General features: G+C 65.9%; 23 protein-coding genes. 14 read left to right on the top strand and 9 right to left on the bottom strand.

The window, feature by feature from the left end:
* Positions 1-2 precede the first annotated feature (2 nt).
* The 3 genes from HNO51_RS10950 to HNO51_RS10940 form a co-directional block, all read right to left on the bottom strand.
* Entirely contained in the window at positions 3-953 is a 951-nt protein-coding gene (locus HNO51_RS10950; protein ID WP_209537434.1) for a LysM peptidoglycan-binding domain-containing protein, read from the bottom strand.
* Positions 902-1,771 (bottom strand): acyltransferase, encoded by an 870-nt coding sequence (locus HNO51_RS10945; protein ID WP_197447399.1) that lies wholly within the window; start codon positions 1,769-1,771, stop codon positions 902-904. The genes HNO51_RS10950 and HNO51_RS10945 overlap by 52 nt, the downstream gene beginning before the upstream one ends.
* A 78-nt stretch (positions 1,772-1,849) precedes the next feature.
* Positions 1,850-2,743 carry a LysR family transcriptional regulator gene (locus HNO51_RS10940; RefSeq protein ID WP_197447398.1) on the bottom strand — a complete coding sequence of 298 codons (894 nt, stop codon included), beginning with the start codon at positions 2,741-2,743 and terminating at the stop codon, positions 1,850-1,852.
* A gap of 130 nt (positions 2,744-2,873) precedes the next feature.
* Here HNO51_RS10940 and HNO51_RS10935 point away from each other — a divergent pair, with 130 nt between their 5' ends.
* Both HNO51_RS10935 and HNO51_RS10930 read left to right on the top strand, forming a co-directional pair.
* Positions 2,874-3,575 (top strand): CoA transferase subunit A, encoded by a 702-nt coding sequence (locus HNO51_RS10935; protein WP_209537433.1) that lies wholly within the window; start codon positions 2,874-2,876, stop codon positions 3,573-3,575.
* Positions 3,576-3,653: 78 nt separating this feature from the next.
* Positions 3,654-4,313: a CoA transferase subunit B gene (locus tag HNO51_RS10930; RefSeq protein ID WP_197447396.1), complete on the top strand. Its 660-nt coding sequence runs from the start codon at positions 3,654-3,656 to the stop codon at positions 4,311-4,313.
* Between the two features lie 171 nt (positions 4,314-4,484).
* Here HNO51_RS10930 and HNO51_RS10925 read toward each other — a convergent pair whose 3' ends face one another.
* The 3 genes from HNO51_RS10925 to HNO51_RS10915 form a co-directional block, all read right to left on the bottom strand.
* Positions 4,485-5,252 (bottom strand): VOC family protein, encoded by a 768-nt coding sequence (locus HNO51_RS10925; RefSeq protein WP_197447395.1) that lies wholly within the window; start codon positions 5,250-5,252, stop codon positions 4,485-4,487.
* A gap of 151 nt (positions 5,253-5,403) precedes the next feature.
* Positions 5,404-5,664 (bottom strand): GrxA family glutaredoxin, encoded by a 261-nt coding sequence (locus HNO51_RS10920; protein WP_197447394.1) that lies wholly within the window; start codon positions 5,662-5,664, stop codon positions 5,404-5,406.
* A 119-nt stretch (positions 5,665-5,783) separates the two neighbouring features.
* A complete protein-coding gene (locus HNO51_RS10915; RefSeq protein ID WP_197447393.1) occupies positions 5,784-6,605 on the bottom strand; it encodes an inositol monophosphatase family protein in 822 nt (273 codons plus the stop codon).
* A gap of 121 nt (positions 6,606-6,726) precedes the next feature.
* Between HNO51_RS10915 and hybE the strand changes: the two genes are divergently transcribed.
* Positions 6,727-7,173, top strand: coding sequence for a [NiFe]-hydrogenase assembly chaperone HybE (hybE, locus tag HNO51_RS10910; protein ID WP_209537432.1), 447 nt, complete (start codon positions 6,727-6,729; stop codon positions 7,171-7,173).
* Between the two features lie 87 nt (positions 7,174-7,260).
* Entirely contained in the window at positions 7,261-8,034 is a 774-nt protein-coding gene (locus HNO51_RS10905) for a 3-hydroxybutyrate dehydrogenase (RefSeq protein WP_197447391.1), read from the top strand.
* 109 nt (positions 8,035-8,143) lie between these two features.
* Here HNO51_RS10905 and HNO51_RS10900 read toward each other — a convergent pair whose 3' ends face one another.
* Complete coding sequence (locus HNO51_RS10900; protein ID WP_209537431.1) at positions 8,144-8,683, bottom strand: response regulator transcription factor; 540 nt, start codon at positions 8,681-8,683, stop codon at positions 8,144-8,146.
* Positions 8,684-8,702: 19 nt separating this feature from the next.
* Positions 8,703-9,968 carry an ATP-binding protein gene (locus HNO51_RS10895; RefSeq protein ID WP_209537430.1) on the bottom strand — a complete coding sequence of 422 codons (1,266 nt, stop codon included), beginning with the start codon at positions 9,966-9,968 and terminating at the stop codon, positions 8,703-8,705.
* A 146-nt stretch (positions 9,969-10,114) separates the two neighbouring features.
* On the opposite strand from HNO51_RS10895, the gene prfC reads away from it, so the two are divergent.
* The 3 genes from prfC to HNO51_RS10880 are packed head-to-tail and all read left to right on the top strand — an operon-like array spanning position 10,115 to position 13,063.
* Positions 10,115-11,704, top strand: coding sequence for a peptide chain release factor 3 (prfC, locus tag HNO51_RS10890; protein ID WP_209537429.1), 1,590 nt, complete (start codon positions 10,115-10,117; stop codon positions 11,702-11,704).
* A gap of 59 nt (positions 11,705-11,763) precedes the next feature.
* A complete protein-coding gene (gene mscL / locus HNO51_RS10885; RefSeq protein ID WP_197447387.1) occupies positions 11,764-12,252 on the top strand; it encodes a large conductance mechanosensitive channel protein MscL in 489 nt (162 codons plus the stop codon).
* Positions 12,253-12,295: 43 nt separating this feature from the next.
* Positions 12,296-13,063 carry a TatD family hydrolase gene (locus HNO51_RS10880; RefSeq protein WP_197447386.1) on the top strand — a complete coding sequence of 256 codons (768 nt, stop codon included), beginning with the start codon at positions 12,296-12,298 and terminating at the stop codon, positions 13,061-13,063.
* On the opposite strand, the gene ygfZ is transcribed toward HNO51_RS10880, so the two are convergent.
* Positions 13,060-14,100: a CAF17-like 4Fe-4S cluster assembly/insertion protein YgfZ gene (gene ygfZ, locus HNO51_RS10875; protein WP_209537428.1), complete on the bottom strand. Its 1,041-nt coding sequence runs from the start codon at positions 14,098-14,100 to the stop codon at positions 13,060-13,062. The genes HNO51_RS10880 and ygfZ overlap by 4 nt on opposite strands.
* 139 nt (positions 14,101-14,239) lie before the next feature.
* Between ygfZ and HNO51_RS10870 the strand changes: the two genes are divergently transcribed.
* The 7 genes from HNO51_RS10870 (at position 14,240) to HNO51_RS10840 (ending at position 22,236) form a co-directional block, all read left to right on the top strand.
* Positions 14,240-14,437 carry a hypothetical protein gene (locus HNO51_RS10870; protein ID WP_197447384.1) on the top strand — a complete coding sequence of 66 codons (198 nt, stop codon included), beginning with the start codon at positions 14,240-14,242 and terminating at the stop codon, positions 14,435-14,437.
* A gap of 16 nt (positions 14,438-14,453) precedes the next feature.
* Entirely contained in the window at positions 14,454-14,876 is a 423-nt protein-coding gene (locus HNO51_RS10865) for an OsmC family protein (protein ID WP_197447383.1), read from the top strand.
* 81 nt (positions 14,877-14,957) lie between these two features.
* Positions 14,958-16,979, top strand: coding sequence for an excinuclease ABC subunit UvrB (gene uvrB, locus HNO51_RS10860; RefSeq protein ID WP_197447382.1), 2,022 nt, complete (start codon positions 14,958-14,960; stop codon positions 16,977-16,979).
* Positions 16,980-17,137: 158 nt separating this feature from the next.
* The gene (gene nei, locus HNO51_RS10855) at positions 17,138-17,959 is read left to right on the top strand and encodes an endonuclease VIII (RefSeq protein ID WP_209537427.1); all 822 of its coding nucleotides are present in this window, start codon (positions 17,138-17,140) and stop codon (positions 17,957-17,959) included.
* Positions 17,960-18,131: 172 nt separating this feature from the next.
* Positions 18,132-19,637, top strand: coding sequence for a fumarate hydratase (locus HNO51_RS10850; RefSeq protein ID WP_209537426.1), 1,506 nt, complete (start codon positions 18,132-18,134; stop codon positions 19,635-19,637).
* A gap of 145 nt (positions 19,638-19,782) precedes the next feature.
* Complete coding sequence (cls, locus tag HNO51_RS10845) at positions 19,783-21,201, top strand: cardiolipin synthase (RefSeq protein ID WP_197447379.1); 1,419 nt, start codon at positions 19,783-19,785, stop codon at positions 21,199-21,201.
* A gap of 117 nt (positions 21,202-21,318) precedes the next feature.
* The gene (locus HNO51_RS10840; protein ID WP_197447378.1) at positions 21,319-22,236 is read left to right on the top strand and encodes a LysR substrate-binding domain-containing protein; all 918 of its coding nucleotides are present in this window, start codon (positions 21,319-21,321) and stop codon (positions 22,234-22,236) included.
* Positions 22,237-22,249: the final 13 nt, after the last annotated feature.

Here is a 22,249-nt window from a genome sequence, read left to right as displayed (position 1 = left end):
CGCTAGCGCAGCACCCGGCGCGGGTCGATCGGCTTGCCGCCGAGACGTATGTCGAACAGCAGGTCGAAACGCTCCGTGGCATTGCTGAAGCCCACCTCGCACAGCGGCGTGCCGCGGCTGACACGCGCGCCGTCGTCCACCAGCAGCTTGTCGCACAGCGCGTAGACGCTCTGCAGGTTGTCGGCATGGTGCACGATCACGACGCGACCGAGCTGACGCATGCTGCCGGCGAAGCGAACGTCGCCGTCGGCGACCGCCTTGGCCCGCGCACCACGGTTGGTGGCGAGCAGCATCGGTTGCAGGGTGCCGCGGCTGTCGGTGCCGTAGGCACGCACGACACGATAATCCTCGAGTGGCCAGGGCCAGTTCCGCGCCGAACCCGGCACCGAACTCGGTGCGGACGCTGCCGCTGGGGGGCTGGCAGGGCGGCTCGGGGTATTGGCGCGACTGCTCGAAGCGCTTGACGAGCGGGCGGTCGTCGTCGTGGTCGAGCCGCGCAGGGGGACCTGGATGAGCTGGCCCACGCGCAGGCGGGTTGGCGCCACACCGGGGTTGGCCGACTGGATGCGCGCCGGCGTGGTGCCAAAGCGCCGTGCGACCGCCGAGAAGGTATCGCCGGGGCGAATCTGGTAGCGGTAGGGGCCGCCGGAGGGGGCTCGCTCCTGCTGGGTGGGAATCAGCAGGCGCTGGCCGACCGCCAGGCGATTGGCGTTGACGCCGGGGTTGAAGCGCTGCAGGCGGGCCAGCGGCACGTCGGCACGGGCGGCGATGCTGCCGAGGGTGTCGCCGCGCTGTACCACGACCCAACTGCCGGCAATGCCGGGATCGCTGCTGCGCTGGACCTCGCCGCCGGGCGAGGCGCAAGCGACGAGCGACAGCAGTGCCAGTACGTAAAGCAGCGTCAGCGCGATGCGAGCGCCTGGTCTTTTTCCTGCCACAGGGCGTTGAGCCATGAGTGGAAGCGTTCCTTGTAGTGCGGATCGTCATGGTAGCGACTGTCGAGCATCCAGCCCGGTACCTCGAGTCGGCGAGCCTCGAGCGTTATCGGCCCTTCGCGTCCGCACAGGAAGCCCCAGAAGGTCGGGTCCGGGTTGGCATAGTGCAAGGTCACGTCGAGGATACCGTCGAGCTGGGCACCCAGCAGGCTCAGCACCTGGGCGACACCGCCGGCCTTGGGGCGAAGCAGATGGCGGAAGGGGCTATTCTGCGCATCGCGCTTGAGCGGGGTAAATCGCGTGCCTTCAACGAAGTTGAAGATGGCGAGCGGCATCTCGCGGGCGCGCTCGCACAGGCGCTCGGTCGCCTTGCGGTCGACCTCCGCCAGTTGCGGATTGCGCTCGATCTGCTCGCGGCGGTAGCGGCGCATGAAAGGGAACTCGAGGGCCCACCAGGCGAGCCCCACGATCGGTATCCAGATGAGCTGCTGCTTGAGGAAGAAGCGCGGCATCGGGATGCGCCGGTGCAGCACCATGAGCAACATGAAGATGTCGGTCCAGCTGCGGTGATTGGAGATCACCAGCCAGCGCTGTTCGGGCGACAGGCCTTCGGGCAGGGTCGCCTCGAGGCGAGGCTTGAGCCAGTGGCGCATCCACCACAGGTTGCAGCCGATCCAGTTCAGCGCCACGCCATTGAGGCCGCGCAGCACGATCAACCGCAGGGGGCGCGTCGGCGTGATCAGCTTGAGCAGGGTCAACAGGATCAGGGGAACCGACCAGAACAGGGTGGTGACCACCAGTAGCAATGCGCTGACGAGCCCCTTCAGGGTCGACATGCCTGACTCCTCGATGTGACGTCGTGACAATAGCCGCACATGCTAATGGATCGGGCCCTTACTGCCCAGCGCTTCCACTCACGCTGACGGCTCGCACAGCGTCGTCTGCAGCACGTCGAACAGCGCCCGCGCCGCAATCGAAAGCTCCTGCCCGGCACCCACTACCACGCCTACGGTACGGCGGATCTGGGGGTCGAAGAGTGGCACGCAGCGAGCGCCGAGCTCATGCATCTGCTCGCGGCACAGTGTGGGCACGGCGCTGACGCCGAGACCGCTGGCCACCATGCGACCGACCGTCGCCAGCTGATGGCTCTCGAACGCCACCGGCAGCTCCGTTTGCCGGCGCGCCAGGGCCTGTTCCAGCAGGATGCGTACCATGGAGGGGCGCTGCAGGGCGATGAAGTCGTGCGAGAGCAGGGCCTTCCAGTCGACCGATTCGGCGGCGACCAAGGGGGAATCCGGCGGCAGCACGGCAACGAAGGTGTCGTCGAACAGCGGCAGGAAGTCGATGCCCTCGCGGGTTTCGGGCTCGAAGGCGATGCCCAGCTCGACCCGCTGGTGGCGCACCATGTCGATCACCTGCTCGTTGATCACGTCGTGCACCGTCACGTTGACCCGGGGAAAACGCTCGCGGAAGCGCCTCAGCGCGCGAGGCAGCCGATTGCAGGCGATGGAGGGCATGGCGGCCAGGGCCACCCGCCCGAGCTGCAGGGTGAAGCGCTGGCGCAGCAGTTCCTCGGCGTTGTCCCAGTCGGCCAGCAGGCGCTTGGCCAGCGGCACCAGGATCTCGCCCTCCGGCGTGAGGCGCACGCTGCGTGTGCTGCGAATCAGCAGGGGGCCGCCCAGGGTCTCCTCGAGCCCCTTGATGGCCAGGCTCAGCGCCGGTTGCGACAGGTGCAGCCGCTCGCAGGCCTGGGTAAAGCTGAGGCTCTGGGCCACGGCGAGGAAGGCGCGAAGCTGCTTGACGGTCATGGTGCGGCCTATTTTATAAATAATTCATATCAATTGATAAAAAAAACAAACTTAACAAATATATTGGGCAGGTCAACACTGATCAGGTACCGTCACCTGTACCCATTTCACAACAAGACGAGGCTTTGCGATGTCCGGATTCGACAAGCGCGTGTACTCCTACGAAGAGGCGATGGCAGGCATCGAAAGCGGGATGACCGTGGTGGCTGGGGGCTTCGGCCTGTGCGGCATCCCCGAGAACCTGATCGCCGAGGTCAAGCGCCGCGGTGTCAAGGACCTGACCGTCATCTCCAACAACTGTGGCGTCGACGGCTTCGGCCTGGGCGTGCTGCTGGAAGACAAGCAGATCAAGCGTTTCTATGCCTCCTACGTGGGAGAGAACGCCCTGTTCGAGCAGCAGATGCTCAACGAGGAGATCGAAGTGATCCTGACGCCGCAGGGCACCCTGGCCGAGAAGATGCGCGCCGGAGGGGCGGGCATTCCGGCCTTCTACACCGCCACCGGCTACGGCACGCCGATCGGCGAGGGCAAGGAGGTGCGCGAATTCAACGGCCGCCACTATATTCTCGAGGAGGCGTTCCACGCCGATTTCGCCATCGTCAAGGGCTGGAAGGCCGATCGCTACGGTAACGTGATCTACCGCGACACCGCCCAGAACTTCAACCCGTTGGCTGCCACCTGCGGCAAGATCACCGTGGTGGAGGTCGAGGAGATCGTCGAGCCGGGCGAACTGCGCCCCGACCAGATCCATACCCCGGGCATCTATGTCGACCGCATCATCCAGGGCACCTTCGAGAAGCGTATCGAGAAGCGCACGGTGCGCGAGGGCTGAGCCCGGCGCCGCTTCCGCCGCCGGCAGCGACCGGCACACCACATATCGCTTCTCCACCGAACACTAGAGGCAAACAAGATGGCACTGACTCGCGAACAGATGGCGCAGCGCGTGGCGCAGGAACTGAAGGATGGCTTCTACGTCAACCTGGGCATCGGCATCCCCACCCTGGTGGCCAACTACGTGCCTGAGGGCATCGACGTGATGTTGCAGTCGGAGAACGGCCTGCTCGGCATGGGGCGTTTCCCCACCGAGGACGAGGTCGACCCCGACATGATCAACGCCGGCAAGCAGACGGTGACGGCCCGCCTGGGGGCGGCGATCTTCAATTCCGCCGAATCCTTCGCCATGATCCGCGGCGGCCACGTCGACCTGACCGTGCTTGGCGCCTTCGAGGTCGACCAGGAGGGCAACATCGCCTCGTGGATGGTCCCCGGCAAGCTGATCAAGGGCATGGGCGGCGCCATGGACCTGGTGGCCGGCGCCGAGAACATCATCTGTACCATGACCCATGCCTCCAAGCATGGTGAGTCGAAGCTGCTCGAGAAATGCACGCTACCGTTGACCGGGGCGGGCTGCATCAATCGGGTGCTCACCGACCTCGCCTACCTGGAGATCGAGAACGGCGCCTTCATCCTCAAGGAGCGGGCGCCCGGCGTCAGCGTCGAGGAGATCGTCGAGAAGACCGCCGGCAAGCTGATCGTCCCGGATCACGTGCCGGAAATGACCTTCGATTGAGCTGCTCCGCGGTACCTTCGGGCCCGGGCTTTGCCCGGGCCTTTCTGTTTCAATCTGTGATGATTTTATGATCAACCCGAGCGAGGGGCGTCGTGCCTGGGCCAACGAGGCTTGTCACGGCGTCTTGCACAGCGTTATCCACAGTTTCTGTGGATAACGCCCGGCGGCGGGTCAGGTGAGCTCGCAGCGGGTGTGGTGAGGCAGCAGCAGCTCCACGCTGCGCTCGTGGTCGCTGCTCAGGCGCTTCTGCATCAAGGCCAGGCCGCCCAGGCAGATGCGGTGCTCGTCGCCCTCGGCAAAGGCAAGCCGCTGTGAGCAGGTGGGGTAGAAGCGATACTGGAGCAGCGGCGATACCGGGAAGACGCCGTGATGACGGTCTTCATTGCCCGCGAGGCCGGCTGCCGACAGGGCGGCATCGAGCGCTTCGAAGCTGTTGCCGAGGCGTGCGCAGTCGAAGCCGGCGTGATGTACGCTCGGCCCCATGGCGGCAAACCAGGCGGCCAAGGGGTGCGCGTCGTACAGCGAGCGATAGACGTCCCAGCTGGGCATGGGCCAAGGGCGGCCCCGGCTCAGCAGGTTCTTGCCGCGGGTATCCTGGGGGTGGGTGCGGCTGACCAGCGCAGCGAGCGCATCGCGCGGCTGGCGCGACAGGCTGCTGAGCTGGAGTTCCGCCAGCACCAGCCAGGTGCCGCTGTCGGGCGGCGCCAGCAGGGTGACCAGCAGGCCGCGGTCGGCCATGGCGTAGCGCTGTACGGGGCGATAGCCGAGGTGGCCGAGCGTGGGTAGCAGGTCGTCGGCAGCGAAGGGAGGCTGATTGAGGGTGAGCAGCGTCAGGTACTCGACCGGCGCATTCGTCGGCCACAGGCGCAGCATCCCCACGTCTGGATGGTGATGGATGTAGTCGAGCCAGAGCTGCTGGAGGAATTCTTCCCTTTGCATCGTGCCGTTCCTTATGTCCAGATGCGCTTGCGCATTAGACCTCAGTATAGGGGCTGGACAGGAACGGCTTTCAACGGGGGAGGAACGTTAAACGGGAAATGGACGCAGGGGCCAGGCCGGCGCTCTGTCTCGGCCTGGCGGGCCGGATTCGTCAGGCCATGAGGGCATTGTCACGCACGTAGCGATCGAACTCGGTGAAGCCGCCGACGTGCTGCTGGTCGATGAAGACCTGCGGCACGGTCGAGACCGGCTTGCCGATGGTCTTCTCCAGGTCGGCCTTGCTGATGCCTTCGGCCCAGATGTCCACGTAGCGGTGACCCTCGATCACGTTGGCGCTTTCCAGGCTCTCGGCGAGCTGCTGGGCACGAACGCAGAAGGGGCAGCCGGGACGACCGAAGATGACCACGAACATAGCATGTCTCCTGAAGGTATTTTCCTGGGCGCCATTGTGACGGATGGGAGGGCTGCGGGCCAATAGCAGGCTGCTAGCGGCCCGATTGGACAGCCCTATCGCGGCCGCGGCGGAAGCCTTCAGTACGGTCTCAGCTCGTTGGCATCGGCCGCGCGCAGCAGGTCGCCGAGCTCGGCGTGGATCTCGGGGGCGCTGACCAGCAGGTTTTCGCCGTACAGGTCTTCCGGAATGCCCTTCGGGCAGGGATAGAGGTGGCCGGTACGGGCGCCGGCCTCGCGGGCAATCAGCAGGCCGGCGGCAAAGTCCCAGGGCGATACGCTCTCGTAATAGGCATCCAGCCGGCCGCAGGCGACGTCGCACAGGTCGAGCGCGGCCGAGCCGTTGCGCCGCACGTCCTGGCAGTGCTCCAGCACGGCCATCAGCCGACGCATCAACGGCGGGCGGCTGTCGCGCCGGTAGGGGAAGCCGGTGCCGACCAGGCAGCGCTGCAGGTTGGTGGTGCGACTGGCATGAATCGGCTTGCCGTTGCGCCAGGCGCCCTGACCGCACAGGGCGGTGTAGGTCTCGCCGAGGAAGGGGGCATGCACCACGCCCAGGCGGGACTTGCCCTCGCTGACCCAGGCGATGGAGACGGCGACATGGTGCAGGCCATGGGCAAAATTGACGGTGCCGTCGATCGGGTCGATGACCCACAGCGCCTCGGCCGTGCGCATCACCTCACGGTCGGGGGCGAGCTCTTCGCTGAGCCGCTGCTCGCCCGGCAGACTGGCGTCGAGGCGGTCGCGGATCAGGGTGTCGACGGCCACGTCGACGTCGGTGACAAGCTCCTGGCCGTGCTTGAACTGCTGGTTGAAGCTCTGGCTCTGCCTGGCCGCCACGATTCGCTCGCCGGCCTCGCGGGCGATGGAGACGGCCAGCTCAAGACGTTGCTGGGGGAGCATGGGCATTCCTCGTCGCGCATGGAGCTGCCAGAATAGCAGCCGCGAGGCGTCCTGCCGAATGAGACCTCTCGCCGATGAGCGCCGGTGGCGCATCGTCCATTGCGGATTAGAGGAGAGCGGCATGCTGGCCCCAACGCCCGAGCAGTACCGGCGCCTGAACGAGATGGCCCAGGCCTGGAAGCGCCGCCAGGCCGATGCGATCGAGACAGCCCCGGGATACAACCCGCAACTCGACGTCGACGCGCTGTGTTTCCAGGTCTGTCCCGATGACGTGGCGGCGACGGCGGGCCGCGATTACCTTGTCGGCGCCCTGATCAGCCCCGTTTCGCTGTCGCTGGTGCTGTTCCCGGCCTTTGCCACCGTCGCGGCACCGGCCGAGGGCGAGCGTCGCGCCTTCGCCTTGCCATCGGGCCGCTACCCCTTCGTCGCCGAGGTGCTGGAGGCGGAACTGTGGCTGTGGCGCTGCCAGCTGCTCGACGATCTCTCCGACCTGGAGACACGCGAGGAGGGCAGCCGCCTGGCGCAACGCCTGATGGACCGGGTGATGAACCCCGAGGATGCCGCTTGAGGCGATGCCGCGGCTGGCCCTGATCGCCGCCTCCGGCTTATGCTGGTGACACTCTCACATCCCAACGCCGCGTAGAAGGATTTACCCATGCCCAATGCAACGACCCCCGTGCCTCGCGTCGCCCTGGTCACGGGCACCGCCAGCGGTATCGGTGAAGCCGTGGTACGCCAGTTCCGCGAGCTCGGCCATCAGGTCCTGGCCGTCGATTTCAACGAACAGGCCAAGGAGAAGGCCGACGCCGCCGGGGCGGCCTTCTACCAGGCCGACCTCACCGATGGCGAGGCCTGCAAGGGAGCCGTCGCGGAAGCGATCAAGCGCTTCGGCCGGGTCGATATCCTGGTCAATAACGCCGGCATCCAGCATGTCTCGCCGATCGAGGATTTTCCCGAAGCCAAGTGGCGGCAGATCGTCGACCTGATGCTGACGGCGCCGTTCCTGCTGACCCAGGCGGTCTGGCCCTCGATGCGCCAGAACGGCTGGGGGCGGATCATCAACATTGCCTCGGTGCACGCCCAGGTCGCCTCGCCGGGCAAGTCGGCCTACATCAGTGCCAAACACGGCCTGATTGGGCTGACCAAGACGGCAGCGCTGGAGGGTGGCCCCCAGGGGATCACGGCCAACGCGATCTGCCCGGCCTACGTCAAGACACCGCTGGTGGAGAACCAGATCGCCGACCAGGCCAGGCTGCACAACATGGACGAGCAGGACGTGGTGGAGCAGATCATGCTCAAGAACGCCGCGGTCAAGCGCCTGATCGATCCAGAGGAGGTCTCCGGCCTGGTGGCTTACCTGGCCTCGGATGCGGCGGGTGCGGTGAGCGGCTCGAGCTGGAACATTGATCTGGGTTGGACGGCTCAGTAAGACGCGGCTACGCCGCTCGAAGAGGGCAGAGCGGCGCTACGCACCTGGAAGAGGGAAGAAAGAACTCCATCCCTTCTTCTCTCTTCAATCTTCATTCTTGCGCCTCTGATCAGCGCCGCACCGGCCGCTTCTGCAGCTTGCGCTGCAGGGTGCGGCGGTGCATGCCCAGGGCGCGGGCGGTGGCGGAGATGTTGCCGTCGTGCTCCTGCAGCACCTTCTGGATGTGCTCCCAGGCGATGCGGTTGATCGACGGCGGGTTGTCGGCCACTTCGGCTTCCGGATCGCCCTCTTCCCGACCCAGGGCAACGAGGATCTCGTCGGCATCGGCGGGCTTGCACAGGTAGTTCACCGCGCCGAGCTTGATCGCCTCCACCGCGGTGGCGATGCTGGAGTAACCGGTCAGCACCACGATGCGACAGTTCGGCATCACCTCGAGCAATTCCGGCAGCAGCTTCAGCCCCGAGCTGTGCTCCAGCTTGAGATCTAGCGTGGCCAGCTGGGGGCGGTGACGGCGAGCCAACGCGAGTGCCTGTTCGGCATCGTTGGCCACCAGCACCTCGTAGCCGCGTCGGGTCATGGCGCGAGAGAGAACATGGCAGAACATCTCGTCGTCGTCGATGATCAACAGGCGGGTATCGGCATCTTGCATGGCAACCTCGTCGCGTCGCTCAGGGCTCACTGTGTGGCAGGATCACTTCGGTCAGCGTCCCCCCGTCCGGATGATTATACAGCCTCACGCCGCCGCCGAAGCGATTGATGGTGGCGTGAGTGAGGAACAGGCCGATGCCGAGTCCCTTGCTCTTGGTCGAGACGAAGGTCTCGCCCAGCTGGTCGGCGATGTCCAGGGTAACCCCGGGGCCATGGTCGCGGATGTCGATCACCACGTCCTGGGCATTCCAGTCCAGGCCGATATGGATGTCGTCGGGGTTGGCGTCGGCGGCGTTGTTGAGCAGGTTGGTGATTGCCTGGTCGAGGGTCGTGTCGACCTTGAGCCAGGGCGTGCCGCGCTGGCTGGCGATCTCGAGGCGGTGGCTGACGTCCGGTCGCAGTACCAGCCAGCGCTGCACCACGCCGCTGAGCCAATCGCGGGCGTCGCGCACTTCGGGTTCGGCCATGCGTCGGCGGTCGGCGCTCTCGACCAGGTGGCGCAACCGCGACTTGCATACATCGACCTGTTGGCGCAGCAACTCGACATCCTGTTCCAGCGCCGGGTTGCCGCGGGCGTCCTCGCGCATTTCGCTGAGCAGCACCGCCATGGTCGACAGCGGCGTACCCAGCTCATGGGCGGTGCCGGCGGCCTGGGTGGCCACGGCGACGATCTGCTCGTTGCGCAGCGCCGTCTCGCGGGTTTGGGACAGGGCCTGTTCACGGCTGCGCAGGGCGTGGGCCATCTTGAAGATGAAAAAGGTCACCAGGCCGGCCGACAGGCCGAAGTTGATCCACATGCCCAGCACGTGCAGGTTGAGAATCTCGTTGCCTTGGTCGTGGGTCAGTTGAGGGACCGGATGGTAGTCCCACATCAGCAGGGTGTAGGAGGCCATGGCCGAGGCGGCGACGATCCAGGCATACCGCCATGGCAGGGTGGCGGCGGCAATGGTGACCGGCACCAGGTAATAGTTGATGAAGGGGTTGGTGGCCCCCCCGGTGAGATAAAACAGCAGCGTCAGGCCGAGCACGTCGACCAGCAGGTGGATCACGTACTCGGTGTGGTTGACCGCCCATTGGCGACCGAGCCGCCACCAGGTGAACAGGTTGACCAGGCCCATGCAGACGATCACGCCGATCACCGCTGCGATCTCGAGTTCGAAGTGCAGGAGTTCGACGCCGACGATGACCGCCGCCAGGAAGCCGGTCCAGGTGATGCCGCGTACGATGGTCAGGCGAATCAGGTTGCGGCTGGGCGTCGACAGCGGGAGGGGGGGAGCGGTAGGCATGACGTCTCCTGGAGCATTCGTGCCGCCATGATACCGTCTCGTGCCCTTTCTCGCCGCTGCCCTACAACTGTGCGGGGCAAAGCCGTAGAATGCGTGCCAATTCACCATTCACGCACCGTCTGGGTGCCACGACGAATCCGAGACTGATGTCAGCTGCCGATCTGGCCCGCGAAGTCGGGCTGCGTAGAACCTTCGCCATTATCTCGCACCCCGATGCGGGCAAGACCACCATCACCGAGAAGATGCTGCTGTTCGGAAACGCCATTCAGCTCGCCGGCTCGGTGAAGAGCAAGCGCAACGACCGCCACGCCACGTCCGACTGGATGAAGATGGAGCAGGAGCGGGGCATCTCGGTGACCACCTCGGTGATGCAGTTCCCCTATGGCGGGCGCATCGTCAACCTGCTCGACACCCCGGGGCACGAGGACTTCTCCGAGGACACCTACCGCACCCTGACGGCGGTGGACTCGGCGCTGATGGTGATCGACGGCGCCAAGGGCGTCGAGGCGCGGACCATCAAGCTGATGGAGGTGTGCCGGCTGCGCACCACGCCGATCCTCACCTTCGTCAACAAGATGGACCGCGACATTCGCGATCCCATCGAGGTGATGGACGAGGTGGAGACGGTGCTCGACATCCAGTGCGCGCCGATGACCTGGCCGATCGGCATGGGGCGCCACTTCAAGGGGGTCTATCACCTCTACAACGACGTGATCCATCTCTATACCCAGGGCCAGGGCAGCCGCATTCCCGACGACAGGCGCATCGAGGGGCTCGACAATCCCGAGGTCGACGCGGTGCTGGGTGCCGAGCAGGCCGAGGAGCTGCGCATGGAGGTGGAACTGGTGCGTGGCGCTTCCCATGAGTTCGATCTCGACGCCTACCGCCGCGGCGAACTGACCCCGGTCTACTTCGGTACCGCCATGGGCAACTTCGGCGTGCGCGAGATGCTCGACGGCTTCGTCGAGTACGCGCCGCCGCCGCAGCCGCGCGAGACCGACACCCGTACCGTGGAGGCCGAGGACTCGCGCTTCACCGGTTTCGTATTCAAGATCCAGGCCAACATGGACCCCAAGCATCGCGATCGCATCGCCTTCCTGCGGGTCTGTTCGGGCAAGTACGAGAAGAACATGAAGATGCGCCACGTGCGCATCGGCAAGGACGTCAAGATCGCCGATGCGTTGACCTTCATGGCCTCCGACCGCGCCCACGTCGAGGAGGCCTGGCCCGGCGACATCATCGGCCTGCACAACCACGGCACGATCCAGATCGGCGATACCTTCACCATGGGTGAGGAGATGCGCTTCACCGGCATCCCCCACTTCGCGCCGGAGCTGTTCAAGCGCGTGCAGCTGAAGGACCCGCTCAAGCTCAAGGCGCTGCAGAAGGGGCTCCAGCAGCTCTCCGAGGAGGGCGCCACCCAGCTGTTCCAGCCGCTGGACAACAACGAACTGATCCTCGGTGCCGTGGGTACCCTGCAGTTCGATGTGGTCGCGCACCGGCTCAAGGAGGAGTACAAGGTCGACTGCGTCTACGAGCCGGTCAACGTGCAGACCGCGCGTTGGGTCTACTGCGACGATGCCAGGAAGCTCGAGGAGTTCAGGCGCAAGGCGAGCGCCAACCTGGCGCTGGATGGCGGCGGTTACCTGACCTACATTGCTCCCACGAGGGTCAATCTTCAGATGACCCAGGAGCGCTGGCCGGAGATTCGTTTCGCCGCCACCCGGGAACACTGAGGCGGGCGTCGACCAGGCGAGAGAGCAAGCCGAAGAAGCTGCGATGGGGAGATGGGGGCATGGCATCGAAGATGCTGAAGGAGTTCCGCGAGTTCGCGGTCAAGGGCAACGTCGTCGACATGGCGGTGGGGATCATCATCGGGGCGGCGTTCACCTCCATCGTCAACAGCCTGGTGAAGGATGTCTTCACCCCGCTGATCAGCCTGGCGACGGGTGGACTGAACTTCACCAACCAGTTCCTGGTGCTGCGCGACGGCCCGGGGGAGGAGATCTACCACACCCTGGAGCAGGCCCAGGCGGCGGGGGCGGTGACCCTCAACTACGGCCTGTTCCTCAATGCGGTGCTGTCGTTTCTGATCGTCGCCTTCGCCACCTTCCTGCTGATCCGCAACATCAATCGGCTCAAGAACCTCGCCTATCCGCCCGAGACGGCGGCGGCGCCGACGGTCAAGGATTGCCCGTACTGCCTCAGCAAGATTCCCATTCCGGCCACGCGCTGTCCGGCCTGCACCTCTGAGCTGCCGGCGACGCCAGCCGAGGCGGAGTGACGGCAGGCGGCGAAGCCACGCCACGCAAGGGAGCACGACACGGATGTTGATCGACGCCCACTGCCACCTCGACTTCGAGGCCTTCGACGACGACCGCGAGGCGATGTTCGCGCGCGCCAGGGCGGCCGGTGTCGGTCACTTCATGGTGCCGGGCACCACCCGCGAGCGCTGGCCGGCCGTGCTGGCGCTCGGCCAGCGCGACGACGTCCACGTCAGCCTGGGCCTGCACCCCTATTTCATGCATGAACACGGCGAGGGCGACGTCGAGGCGCTGGCGCAGATGCTGGATGACCATCCCGAGGTGCGGGCGCTGGGCGAATGCGGCATCGACGCGCGCTTCGAGGAGACCCTGGACGACCAGTGGGCGCTGTTCAACGCCCAACTGCGCCTGGCCAAGGCGCGCCGGCTGCCGGTGGTGATCCACTGCGTACACGCCAACGACAAGGTCTCCAAGCGGCTGCGCCAGCTCGACCTGCCGGCGGGCGGTTTGATTCACGCTTTCGCCGGCTCGCCGGACCAGGCCTGGAAATTCCTCGATCTCGGCTTCGTGGTCGGGTTGGGCGGTGCCGTGACCTACGAGCGCGCCCAGCGCCTGTGGCGGGCAGTGAAGCGCCTGCCTGAGGATGGCTTCGTATTGGAGACCGACAGCCCCGACATGCCGCTATGCGGGCACCAGGGCCAGCGCAACGAGCCGGCACGCATCGCCCAGGTGTGCGAGATGGTGGCCAAGCTGCGAGGGGAAAGCACGGAGGCGGTCGCCGCCCAGAGCACGGCGACCGCCAAGCGGGTGTTCGGGCTGGACTTGCCCTAGGCGCTTGCCTGGGCCAGGCTCTCCGGATCGAGGCGTTCGATGGGGTAGGGCAGCTTCAGCAGCTTGACAGTCTGGCCATCGACGCTGAGCGGGCCGGGATCGTCGCGGGTACTCAGCACTGCCAGGATCTCGGCCTGGCCGTAGGCGTCGAGTTCCGCCGCCACGATCTCGCCCAGGCTCTTGCCGCTGTCGTCGACCACCGCTGCGCCGAGTGCAGGCAGACACTCCCCCTCGAGCTGAGCCCGAACCAGGCGCTTCTTCACCTGGCCGCGGAAGTGGGCGCGGGCCACTACCTCCTGGCCGGTGTAGCAGCCCTTCTTGAAGCTGACCCCGCCCAGCGCCTCCCAGTTGATCATCTGCGGGAGCAGGGCGTCCTGGTGGGCTGGCGTCAGCCAGGCGAGCCCGGCCTGGATGTCCTGCAGGCACCACACGGCGTTGCCGACCGCAGCCGCCTGCTCGTTGAGTCGGGTGGCGACCGCTTCGGCCTGCTCCAGCGGCAGGCAGGCCAGCAGCCGGTACTGTGGCCCCGGGTGGGCCAGCAGTTGCACCTTCTCGTCGCCCGATTGGTGCCAGACGGCGGGAGGGGCGACGTCGAAGCGTACCTCTGCCAGCGCCTGGGCCTCCTTGCCGATCAGCCCCAGCAGTACCAGGTCGTCGCGGATGGCGAGTTCGCTCTTGTAGAACGGCGCGAACTTCTTCAGGTGGGCGCACAGCGGCGCGAGCAGGCCGCGATGCAGAATCAGGCGGTAGCGTTCGGCATCGATGCGTAGCAGCTGAGCATTGGCCAGCATGCGCCCCTTGGCGCTGCAGAAGCAGGTCAGCGGGGCGAAGCTGCCGTCGGCCAGGTCGACCTGGGCGCTGGTCTGGCCCTGCAACAGCTTGCCGGCGCCGGGGCCGACCACATCGAGAACGCCGAGGTGGACGAGCGGAGTGATGACGGTATGCTCCATGGCCTGGCGGGCGGGGTCTGGCGTATCGAACGCCACCCGCTCATCGCTCGAGCGTCGTCCTCCCAGGGCGGTTATCCAATCGTTCATGCCTGTGTGGCTCCGGGTCGTCATGTCAGGGATATGGCCCATGGTATGCGGGCACGGCGGCGGGAATGCAAGCGGCTGCCGCTTCAAGGTTGCCATGTTAGACTCGTGCATTCCTATTCCATGCCCCGGGGAGTCAGGCATGCCGCAGCAGTCGCTCAGTTTCAGCGGCGTGGAGAGCGCCGATCAGGTCAATCGCATTACCACGGCCCTGATGATGGTGGAGGGCGTGGAGAGCGCCGAGGTGGGGCGCCATGGGGCGGACGTGGAGGGGCGCGTCAGCCGCGAGGCGCTGATCCGTGCCGTCCAGGCCCTCAAGCTTCCCATCGATATCAAGTAACCGAACGGAATCGCCCATGCCCAAGTCCATCGAGATCGTCAGCGAGCGCAACAGCATCTTTCGTCAGCGGGTTCGCATCGAGGGGTTCGAGGATCTCTACGCCGATGTGCCCAGTGCCTTCGGCGGCGAGGATAGTGCGCCGGACCCGCACGACTACTTCGACCTTTCCCTCGGCGCCTGCAAGGCGATCACCGCGCAGATGTACGCCCGGCGCAAGCAGTGGCCGCTCGAGGGGGTCAGCGTCAGGGTCAACCGCGACGACAGCGAGGAACGCAAGGGCGTCTACCGACTCGAAGTGGTGATGACCTTCCATGGCATCGAGGACGAGGAGCAGCGGGTGCGGCTGGAGGAGATCAGCGACAAGTGCCCCATTCATCGCCTCATGACCAGTGCCACCGTGGAAGTCACCACGCGCGCTGCCGATGTCACCCAGGCATAGGCCGAAGGCCGGCCTTTTGCTGCTGATATCGGTACGTACCGTCCGGGCGCCGAACGGCGCCTGAAGCCGTCTGGAGCCGTCATGAGCAAGCCGTTTCGCCTCAATGCCAACTTCAAGCCCGCCGGCGATCAGCCTACCGCCATCGAGGGCCTGATCCACGGGCTCGAGTCCGGGTTGGCCCACCAGACGCTGCTCGGCGTGACCGGGTCGGGCAAGACCTTCACCATGGCCAACGTGGTCGAGCGGCTGCAGCGGCCGACCATCGTCATGGCGCCCAACAAGACCCTGGCCGCCCAGCTCTACGGCGAGTTCAAGTCGTTCTTTCCCGACAACGCCATCGAGTACTTCGTCTCCTACTACGACTACTACCAGCCGGAAGCCTACGTTCCCTCGTCGGATACCTTCATCGAGAAGGATGCCTCGATCAACGACCACATCGAGCAGATGCGGCTCTCGGCGACGAAAGCGCTGTTGGAAAGGCGCGATGCGCTGATCGTGGTGTCGGTCTCGGCGATCTACGGTCTCGGCGACCCCGACCAGTACCTCAAGATGCGCCTGCACTTCACCCGCGGCGAGCTGATCGATCAGCGCCGCTTCCTGCGCCGCCTGGCGGAGCTGCAGTACACCCGCAACGACATGGACTTCAAGCGTGGTACCTACCGGGTGCGCGGCGACGTGATCGACATCTACCCGGCCGATTCCGACGAGGAAGCGGTTCGGGTCGAGCTGTTCGACGACGAGATCGACTCGATCCGGCTGTTCGACCCGCTTACCGGCGAGGTGCGCGGCCAGGTACCGCGCATGACCATCTACCCCAAGAGCCACTACGTGACGCCGCGGGAGACCATCATCTCGGCTGCCGATGCGATCAAGGCCGAGCTGGTCGAACGCCTGGCGTGGCTGCGCAAGAACGATCGCCTGGTCGAGGCCCAGCGGCTGGAGCAGCGTACTCTCTACGATCTCGAGATGATGAACGAGCTGGGCTACTGCAACGGCATCGAGAACTACTCGCGCTATCTTTCGGGCCGCAACCCCGGCGAGCCGCCGCCCACCTTCTTCGACTACCTGCCCGACGATGCGCTGCTGTTCATCGACGAGTCCCACGTCAGCGTTCCCCAGGTCGGCGGCATGTACAAGGGCGACCGCTCGCGCAAGGAGACGCTGGTCGAGTACGGCTTCCGCCTGCCCTCGGCGCTGGACAACCGCCCCATGACCTTCGAGGAGTGGGAGCGCATCTGCCCGCAGACGATCTTCGTCTCGGCCACCCCGGGGCCCTACGAGGCCGAGCACGCCGGCCAAGTGGTGGAGCAGGTGGTGCGCCCCACCGGGCTGGTCGATCCCGAGATCGAGGTGCGTCCGGCCTCGACCCAGGTCGACGACCTGCTCTCCGAGATCCGTGCCCGCGCCGAGGTGGGCGAGCGGGTGCTGGTCACCACCCTGACCAAGCGCATGGCGGAGGACCTCACCGAGTACCTCGACGAACATGACGTGAGGGTGCGCTACCTGCACTCGGACATCGACACGGTGGAGCGGGTGGAGATCATCCGCGACCTGCGCCTGGGCAAGTTCGATGTGCTGGTGGGCATCAACCTGCTGCGCGAGGGCCTCGACATCCCCGAGGTCTCGCTGGTGGCGATCCTCGATGCCGACAAGGAGGGCTTCCTGCGCAACGAGCGCTCGCTGATCCAGACCATCGGCCGGGCGGCGCGCAACGCCCACGGCAAGGCGATCCTCTACGCCGACCGGGTGACCGACTCCATGCGCCGCGCCATCGACGAGACCGAGCGGCGCCGCGCCAAGCAGATCGCCCACAACGAGAAGCACGGCATCACGCCCACCACCGTGACCCGCTCGGTGGCCGACATCATGGAGGCGGCCCAGGCCCCGGGTCGCAAGGGCAAGGGGCGCCGCGGCGAGCGCAAGGTGGCCGAGGGTGCGGCGATCTACGATATCTCCGAGCTCTCGCCGACGGACCTGGTCAAAGAGGTCTCGCGAGTCGAGGACGCCATGTTCGAGGCGGCCCAGAACCTGGAGTTCGAGGAGGCGGCCAGGCTGCGCGACCGGCTGCATGAGCTCAAGGAGCGGCAACTGGCGCTTGGGTAGTCTGTCCGCTCGAGGCTTTCCGTCGACAGGACTACGAGGGGGCGCTGTAAACCCATCCCTGGGCGCTACTTTTGCCATCCATGGCAAAAGACCCCCTCTACGCCCAGTCCCCGGCGCCTCTTGCTGCGTTCCCGCATTGTCCTGAACTTGGAGTCACGATGCCCGAAGGCCCTGAGATTCGCCGTGCCGCCGACCGCCTGCACGAGCAGCTTGCCGGCAGGCGGCTGGAGTCGGTGTGGTTCGCCTTCCCCGAACTGGCCGCCGAGGCCGACTCGCTGGTAGGTCGAGAGGTCACGGCGGTGGACAGCTGGGGCAAGGCGCTGCTGACCCGCTTCGACGACGGTCGCGTGCTCTACAGTCATAACCAGCTCTACGGCGTGTGGAAGCTGCACGACGCCGAGCGCGAGCCCGATACCGAGCGCTCGCTGCGCGTGCGGCTGACGGCGGAAGGGCGCTCGGCCAGCCTCTACAGCGCCTCGGACGTCTCGCTGTGGCCGGGCGACAGGCTCGCCGAGCATCCATTTCTCTCCCGGCTGGGCCCCGACCTGCTGACCCACGGCGTCACACCGAAGCAGGCCATGGCGCGCCTGGCCGAGCCGCGTTTTGCACGGCGCAGGCTAGGCGGGCTACTGCTCGATCAGACGCTATTCGCCGGCATCGGCAACTACCTTCGCTCAGAGATTTTGTTCTTCGCCGGCGCTTCGCCCAGTGAGAAGCCCATGGAGCTGGGCGAGGAGCGTCTGGCGCTACTGGCGCGCGCCATTCTCGACGTGACGCGGCGTGCCTACGACCAGGCAGGTGTGACCAACCGTGACGAATGGGCAGCAGCTGCGCGACGGCGAGGCGAGAACCGGCGCCTTTGTCGCTTTGCTGTCTATGAGCGCGACGGGTTGCCGTGTCATGCCTGCGGTACGCCCATCGAACGGGCCATGGTGGCTTCGCGTCGGCTCTATCTTTGCCCGCAGTGCCAGTCACAGTAACTTGTATTTATACCGTTATCTTCCTGCATTTCTCCAGTCTGCCTACTACCTTGGCCTACGAACCTGTCTAGCAGGTCCCGATACGGTATAATTCGGCACCGTTCGAACCCGCCGCTTCGCGCTTGCGAATCCAGAAGCGGGTATGCCGACACTGCCGAGGAGTTCCTAGCACATGACCGTGATCCGCCAGGACGATCTGATCCAGAGCGTCGCCGACGCCCTGCAGTACATCTCCTATTACCATCCCAAGGATTTCATCGACGCCATGGCGGCGGCGTACGAGCGGGAAGAGAATCCGGCGGCCAAGGATGCCATCGCTCAGATCCTGATCAACTCGCGCATGTGCGCCATGGGGCACCGGCCGATCTGCCAGGATACCGGTATCGTTACCGTGTTCGTGCATGTGGGCATGAACGTACGCTTCGAGGCCGACATGAGCCTCGACGACATGATCAACGAGGGCGTGCGCCGTGCCTACAATTTCCCGGACAACGTGCTGCGCGCCTCGGTGCTGGCCGATCCGGACGGAGCGCGCAAGAACACCGGCGACAACACGCCGGCGGTGATCCATCACAAGCTGGTGCCGGGCGACACCGTCGAGGTGCACGTCGCGGCCAAGGGCGGCGGCAGCGAGGCGAAGAGCAAGTTCGCCATGCTCAACCCCTCCGACAGCGTGGTCGACTGGGTGCTCGAGCAACTGCCCAAGATGGGCGCCGGCTGGTGTCCGCCCGGCATGCTCGGCATCGGCATCGGCGGTACCGCCGAGAAGGCCATGGAGATCGCCAAGGAGGCGCTGCTCGATCCCATCGACATCCAGGAGCTGCAGGCGCGTGGCCCGTCCAACCGCGCCGAGGAGCTGCGCCTGGAGCTGTTCGACAAGGTCAACAAGAGCGGCATCGGGGCCCAGGGCCTTGGCGGCCTGACCACGGTGCTCGACATCAAGGTCAAGGACTACCCGACCCACGCCGCCAACAAGCCGGTGGCGATCATCCCCAACTGCGCCGCCACCCGTCACGCGCACTTCACCCTGGACGGCAGCGGCCCGGCCGCGCTGCCGGCGCCGAAGCTCGAGGACTGGCCCGAGATCACCCGCGAGGCGGGGGACAACGTCAAGCGCGTCAACCTGGATACGGTCACGCCGGAAGAGGTGCAGAGCTGGCAGCCGGGCGACACCCTGCTGCTCAACGGCAAGCTGCTCACCGGGCGTGATGCCGCCCACAAGCGCATGGTCGACATGATCGCCAAGGGCGAGGAACTGCCGGTCGATCTGAAAGGGCGCTTCATCTACTACGTCGGCCCGGTGGATCCGGTGCGCGACGAGGTGGTCGGCCCGGCTGGCCCGACCACCGCCACGCGCATGGACAAGTTCACCCGTACCATGCTGGAAGAGACCGGCCTGCTCGGCATGGTGGGCAAGGCCGAGCGCGGCCCGGCGGCGATCGAGGCGATCCGCGACAACAAGGCGGTCTACCTGATGGCCGTGGGCGGTTCCGCCTACCTGGTGGCCCAGGCGATCAAGAAGTCCCGCGTGGTGGGTTTCGCCGACCTGGGCATGGAAGCGATCTACGAGTTCGAGGTCGAGGACATGCCGGTCACCGTGGCGGTGGACAGCCAGGGCACCTCGGTGCACCAGACCGGCCCCGCCAAGTGGAAGGAGATCATCGCCGAGCGCGCTTGAGGGCGCTCGACCCTGGGCCGGGAACAAGGCTGTCCCCGGCGTCCTTCTGGTCGTCGATGGCCCATGCTGCAAACGGCCCCGCCAACTGGCGGGGCCGTCGTCGTCTGGGGTATGCTGCAGCGTGCTGTTTTTTCAGGGAGAGATCATGGCATCCTGGCTGTTCGGCCTAGCGATTTTCCTGGTGCATCTGCTCGGCTTTCTGTCGGCGATCCTGGCGCTGCTCTCCAGTCGCACCTCACAGGGCGCCGTGGCCTGGATCATCTCCCTGGTCACTTTCCCCTATCTGGCGGTGCCTGCCTACTGGATCTTCGGCCGGCCACGTTTCTATGGCTACGTTTCCGCCCGCGGCGAGCGCGACACCGTGCTGCGGCGCATTCTCGCCGACTATCGCGTCCGCCTCGAACCGTATCTGGCCGATGCCCGCAGCCCCGATGTGCGCGCGGTGGAGCGTCTGGCCATGATGCCGCTGACCAGCGGCAACCATGCGCAACTGCTGATCGACGGCAAGGCCACGTTCGACAGCATCTTCGCCGGCATCGATGCCGCCCGCGACTACGTGCTGGTACAGTTCTTCATCGTCCGCCACGATGCCCTGGGGCAGCAGTTGAAGGAGCGCCTGCTTCGCGCCGTGCGACGCGGCGTGCGGGTCTACTTCCTGTTCGACGAGATCGGCAGCCGCAAGCTCGCCGAGGGGTATCTCCGCGAGCTCGCCGATGCAGGGGTGGAAGTGAGCCCGTTCCGCTCGTCGCGCGGCTTCAAGCACCGCTTTCAGCTCAACTTTCGCAACCACCGCAAGATCCTGGTGGTCGACGGCCGAGAGGGCTGGCTAGGCGGTTTCAACGTCGGGGTCGAGTACCTCGGCCAGCATCCCCGGCACGGTCCCTGGCGCGATACCCACCTCAAGCTCACCGGCCCCAGCGTATTGGGCCTGCAAGAGGCCTTCTGGGAAGACTGGCACTGGGCGACCGGTGAAGTCATCAACCTGTGCTGGGAGCCGTTAGTGACCTGCGACGAGTGCCAGAACGTGGTCATCGTGCCGTCGGGCCCCGCCGATCGCCAGGAGACCGCGAGCCTGCTGGTGCAGCAGGCCATCCACAGCGCCAGGGAGCGGCTGTGGGTGACCAGCCCCTACTTCGTGCCCGACCAGGGCGTACAGGACGCCCTGCGCCTGGCGGCCATGCGCGGCGTCGATGTTCGCATCATGATGCCCGAGCATCCCGACCACCTGCTGATCTACATTTCCGCCTTCTCGTTCCTCCCCGACATGGTGCGGGCCGGGGTCAAGGTATATCGCTACCAGCCGGGCTTCCTGCATCAGAAGGTGATACTGATCGATGACAGCGCCGCGGCGGTCGGTACGGTCAACCTCGACAATCGCTCGTTCCGCCTCAACTTCGAGATCACCGCCTTCATCCCCGACCGTCGCTTCGCGGCCGAGGTGCACCTGATGCTCGAGCGGGACTTCGCCGATTGCCGTCGCATCAGCTACGAGGAGCTTCAGCGGCGACCGCTGTGGAGCAAGCTGGTGTCACGCGCCGCCTACCTCACCGCGCCGATCCAGTGAGGCGTGAAGTTCCTTGGGTTCGATGAGCGGCTGGGGTACATTAGGCGCTGCCTCAGAAAGATGTCCTGGGGCACGATGAATTCACTCGAATCGTGATTGCTGTCAGCGGGAGTCCCGGTGAACCTCGAGACAAAGTGGCTGGAAGATTTCGTGGCCCTGGCCAACACCCGCAGCTTCTCTGCCTCCGCCCGGCAGCGCCATGTCACTCAGCCGGCCTTCAGTCGCCGCATTCGCGCACTCGAGCAGGCAGTCGGCGTCACCCTCGTCGACCGCTCGACCACGCCCATCAACCTGACCCCGGAAGGGCAGCTGTTCCTGATCACGGCGCGCAACCTGGTGGAACAGCTCAACGAATGCCTGGGCCACCTGCGTGGCGTTTCCATGGCGCGCGAGGCGCTGGACATCGTGGCCGCCCACTCCCTGGCGCTGAGCTTCTACCCCGAGTGGATCTCACGCCTGCAGGAGGGGCTGGGTGAGTTGCCGACGCGGCTGGTGGCCATGAACGTGGGCGAGGCGATCCATGTGCTGCGCGAGGGCAACTGCGACCTGATGCTGGCCTACCACGATCCCTACGCGACCATGCAGCTCGATGCCGAGGTGTTCCCCTCGTTCTCCATCGGCCAGGTCAAGATGCTGCCGGTCAGCCTCCCCGACGCCAAGGGCAGGCCGCGCTTCAGCCTCGACAGCAAGGACACGATTCCCTACCTGGCCTATACCCAGGGCGCCTTCCTCGGCCGCAGCGTGCGCATGCTGCTCAAGAACGATCCGCTGCGCCTGCGTCTGCGTACCGTCTACGAGACGGCCATGGCCGAAGGCCTCAAGGGCATGGTGCTGCAAGGGGTGGGGCTGGCCTGGATTCCCGACTTCTGCGTGCGCGAGGAGCTCAAGAACGGCCGGCTGGTGCGCGCCGGCGGCGAGAAATGGGACGTGCCGCTGGAGATCCGCCTCTATCGCTGCTCGCTGGTGCACAAGCCGGGCGTCGAGAAGCTGTGGCGGCAGATGATGAAGCTGCCGCGCGACTTCCTACAGGCTTAGGAAAGCACTCTAC

Origin of the sequence: Billgrantia sulfidoxydans, from assembly GCF_017868775.1 — a bacterium.
Classification (GTDB): domain Bacteria; phylum Pseudomonadota; class Gammaproteobacteria; order Pseudomonadales; family Halomonadaceae; genus Halomonas; species Halomonas sulfidoxydans.
The sequence above is the reverse complement of the archived record's forward strand: the minus strand, read 5'-3'. Positions and strand labels throughout refer to the sequence as shown.

What these genes read in the sequence shown, in the direction of transcription:
- HNO51_RS10950 (WP_209537434.1), bottom strand. Translation starts at nt 953, where the DNA reads ATGGCTCAACGCCCTGTGGCAGGAAAAAGACCAGGCGCTCGCATCGCG.
- HNO51_RS10945 (WP_197447399.1), bottom strand. Translation starts at nt 1,771, where the DNA reads ATGTCGACCCTGAAGGGGCTCGTCAGCGCATTGCTACTGGTGGTCACC.
- HNO51_RS10940 (WP_197447398.1), bottom strand. Translation starts at nt 2,743, where the DNA reads ATGACCGTCAAGCAGCTTCGCGCCTTCCTCGCCGTGGCCCAGAGCCTC.
- HNO51_RS10935 (WP_209537433.1), top strand. Translation starts at nt 2,874, where the DNA reads ATGTCCGGATTCGACAAGCGCGTGTACTCCTACGAAGAGGCGATGGCA.
- HNO51_RS10930 (WP_197447396.1), top strand. Translation starts at nt 3,654, where the DNA reads ATGGCACTGACTCGCGAACAGATGGCGCAGCGCGTGGCGCAGGAACTG.
- HNO51_RS10925 (WP_197447395.1), bottom strand. Translation starts at nt 5,252, where the DNA reads ATGCAAAGGGAAGAATTCCTCCAGCAGCTCTGGCTCGACTACATCCAT.
- HNO51_RS10920 (WP_197447394.1), bottom strand. Translation starts at nt 5,664, where the DNA reads ATGTTCGTGGTCATCTTCGGTCGTCCCGGCTGCCCCTTCTGCGTTCGT.
- HNO51_RS10915 (WP_197447393.1), bottom strand. Translation starts at nt 6,605, where the DNA reads ATGCTCCCCCAGCAACGTCTTGAGCTGGCCGTCTCCATCGCCCGCGAG.
- hybE (WP_209537432.1), top strand. Translation starts at nt 6,727, where the DNA reads ATGCTGGCCCCAACGCCCGAGCAGTACCGGCGCCTGAACGAGATGGCC.
- HNO51_RS10905 (WP_197447391.1), top strand. Translation starts at nt 7,261, where the DNA reads ATGCCCAATGCAACGACCCCCGTGCCTCGCGTCGCCCTGGTCACGGGC.
- HNO51_RS10900 (WP_209537431.1), bottom strand. Translation starts at nt 8,683, where the DNA reads ATGCAAGATGCCGATACCCGCCTGTTGATCATCGACGACGACGAGATG.
- HNO51_RS10895 (WP_209537430.1), bottom strand. Translation starts at nt 9,968, where the DNA reads ATGCCTACCGCTCCCCCCCTCCCGCTGTCGACGCCCAGCCGCAACCTG.
- prfC (WP_209537429.1), top strand. Translation starts at nt 10,115, where the DNA reads ATGTCAGCTGCCGATCTGGCCCGCGAAGTCGGGCTGCGTAGAACCTTC.
- mscL (WP_197447387.1), top strand. Translation starts at nt 11,764, where the DNA reads ATGGCATCGAAGATGCTGAAGGAGTTCCGCGAGTTCGCGGTCAAGGGC.
- HNO51_RS10880 (WP_197447386.1), top strand. Translation starts at nt 12,296, where the DNA reads ATGTTGATCGACGCCCACTGCCACCTCGACTTCGAGGCCTTCGACGAC.
- ygfZ (WP_209537428.1), bottom strand. Translation starts at nt 14,100, where the DNA reads ATGAACGATTGGATAACCGCCCTGGGAGGACGACGCTCGAGCGATGAG.
- HNO51_RS10870 (WP_197447384.1), top strand. Translation starts at nt 14,240, where the DNA reads ATGCCGCAGCAGTCGCTCAGTTTCAGCGGCGTGGAGAGCGCCGATCAG.
- HNO51_RS10865 (WP_197447383.1), top strand. Translation starts at nt 14,454, where the DNA reads ATGCCCAAGTCCATCGAGATCGTCAGCGAGCGCAACAGCATCTTTCGT.
- uvrB (WP_197447382.1), top strand. Translation starts at nt 14,958, where the DNA reads ATGAGCAAGCCGTTTCGCCTCAATGCCAACTTCAAGCCCGCCGGCGAT.
- nei (WP_209537427.1), top strand. Translation starts at nt 17,138, where the DNA reads ATGCCCGAAGGCCCTGAGATTCGCCGTGCCGCCGACCGCCTGCACGAG.
- HNO51_RS10850 (WP_209537426.1), top strand. Translation starts at nt 18,132, where the DNA reads ATGACCGTGATCCGCCAGGACGATCTGATCCAGAGCGTCGCCGACGCC.
- cls (WP_197447379.1), top strand. Translation starts at nt 19,783, where the DNA reads ATGGCATCCTGGCTGTTCGGCCTAGCGATTTTCCTGGTGCATCTGCTC.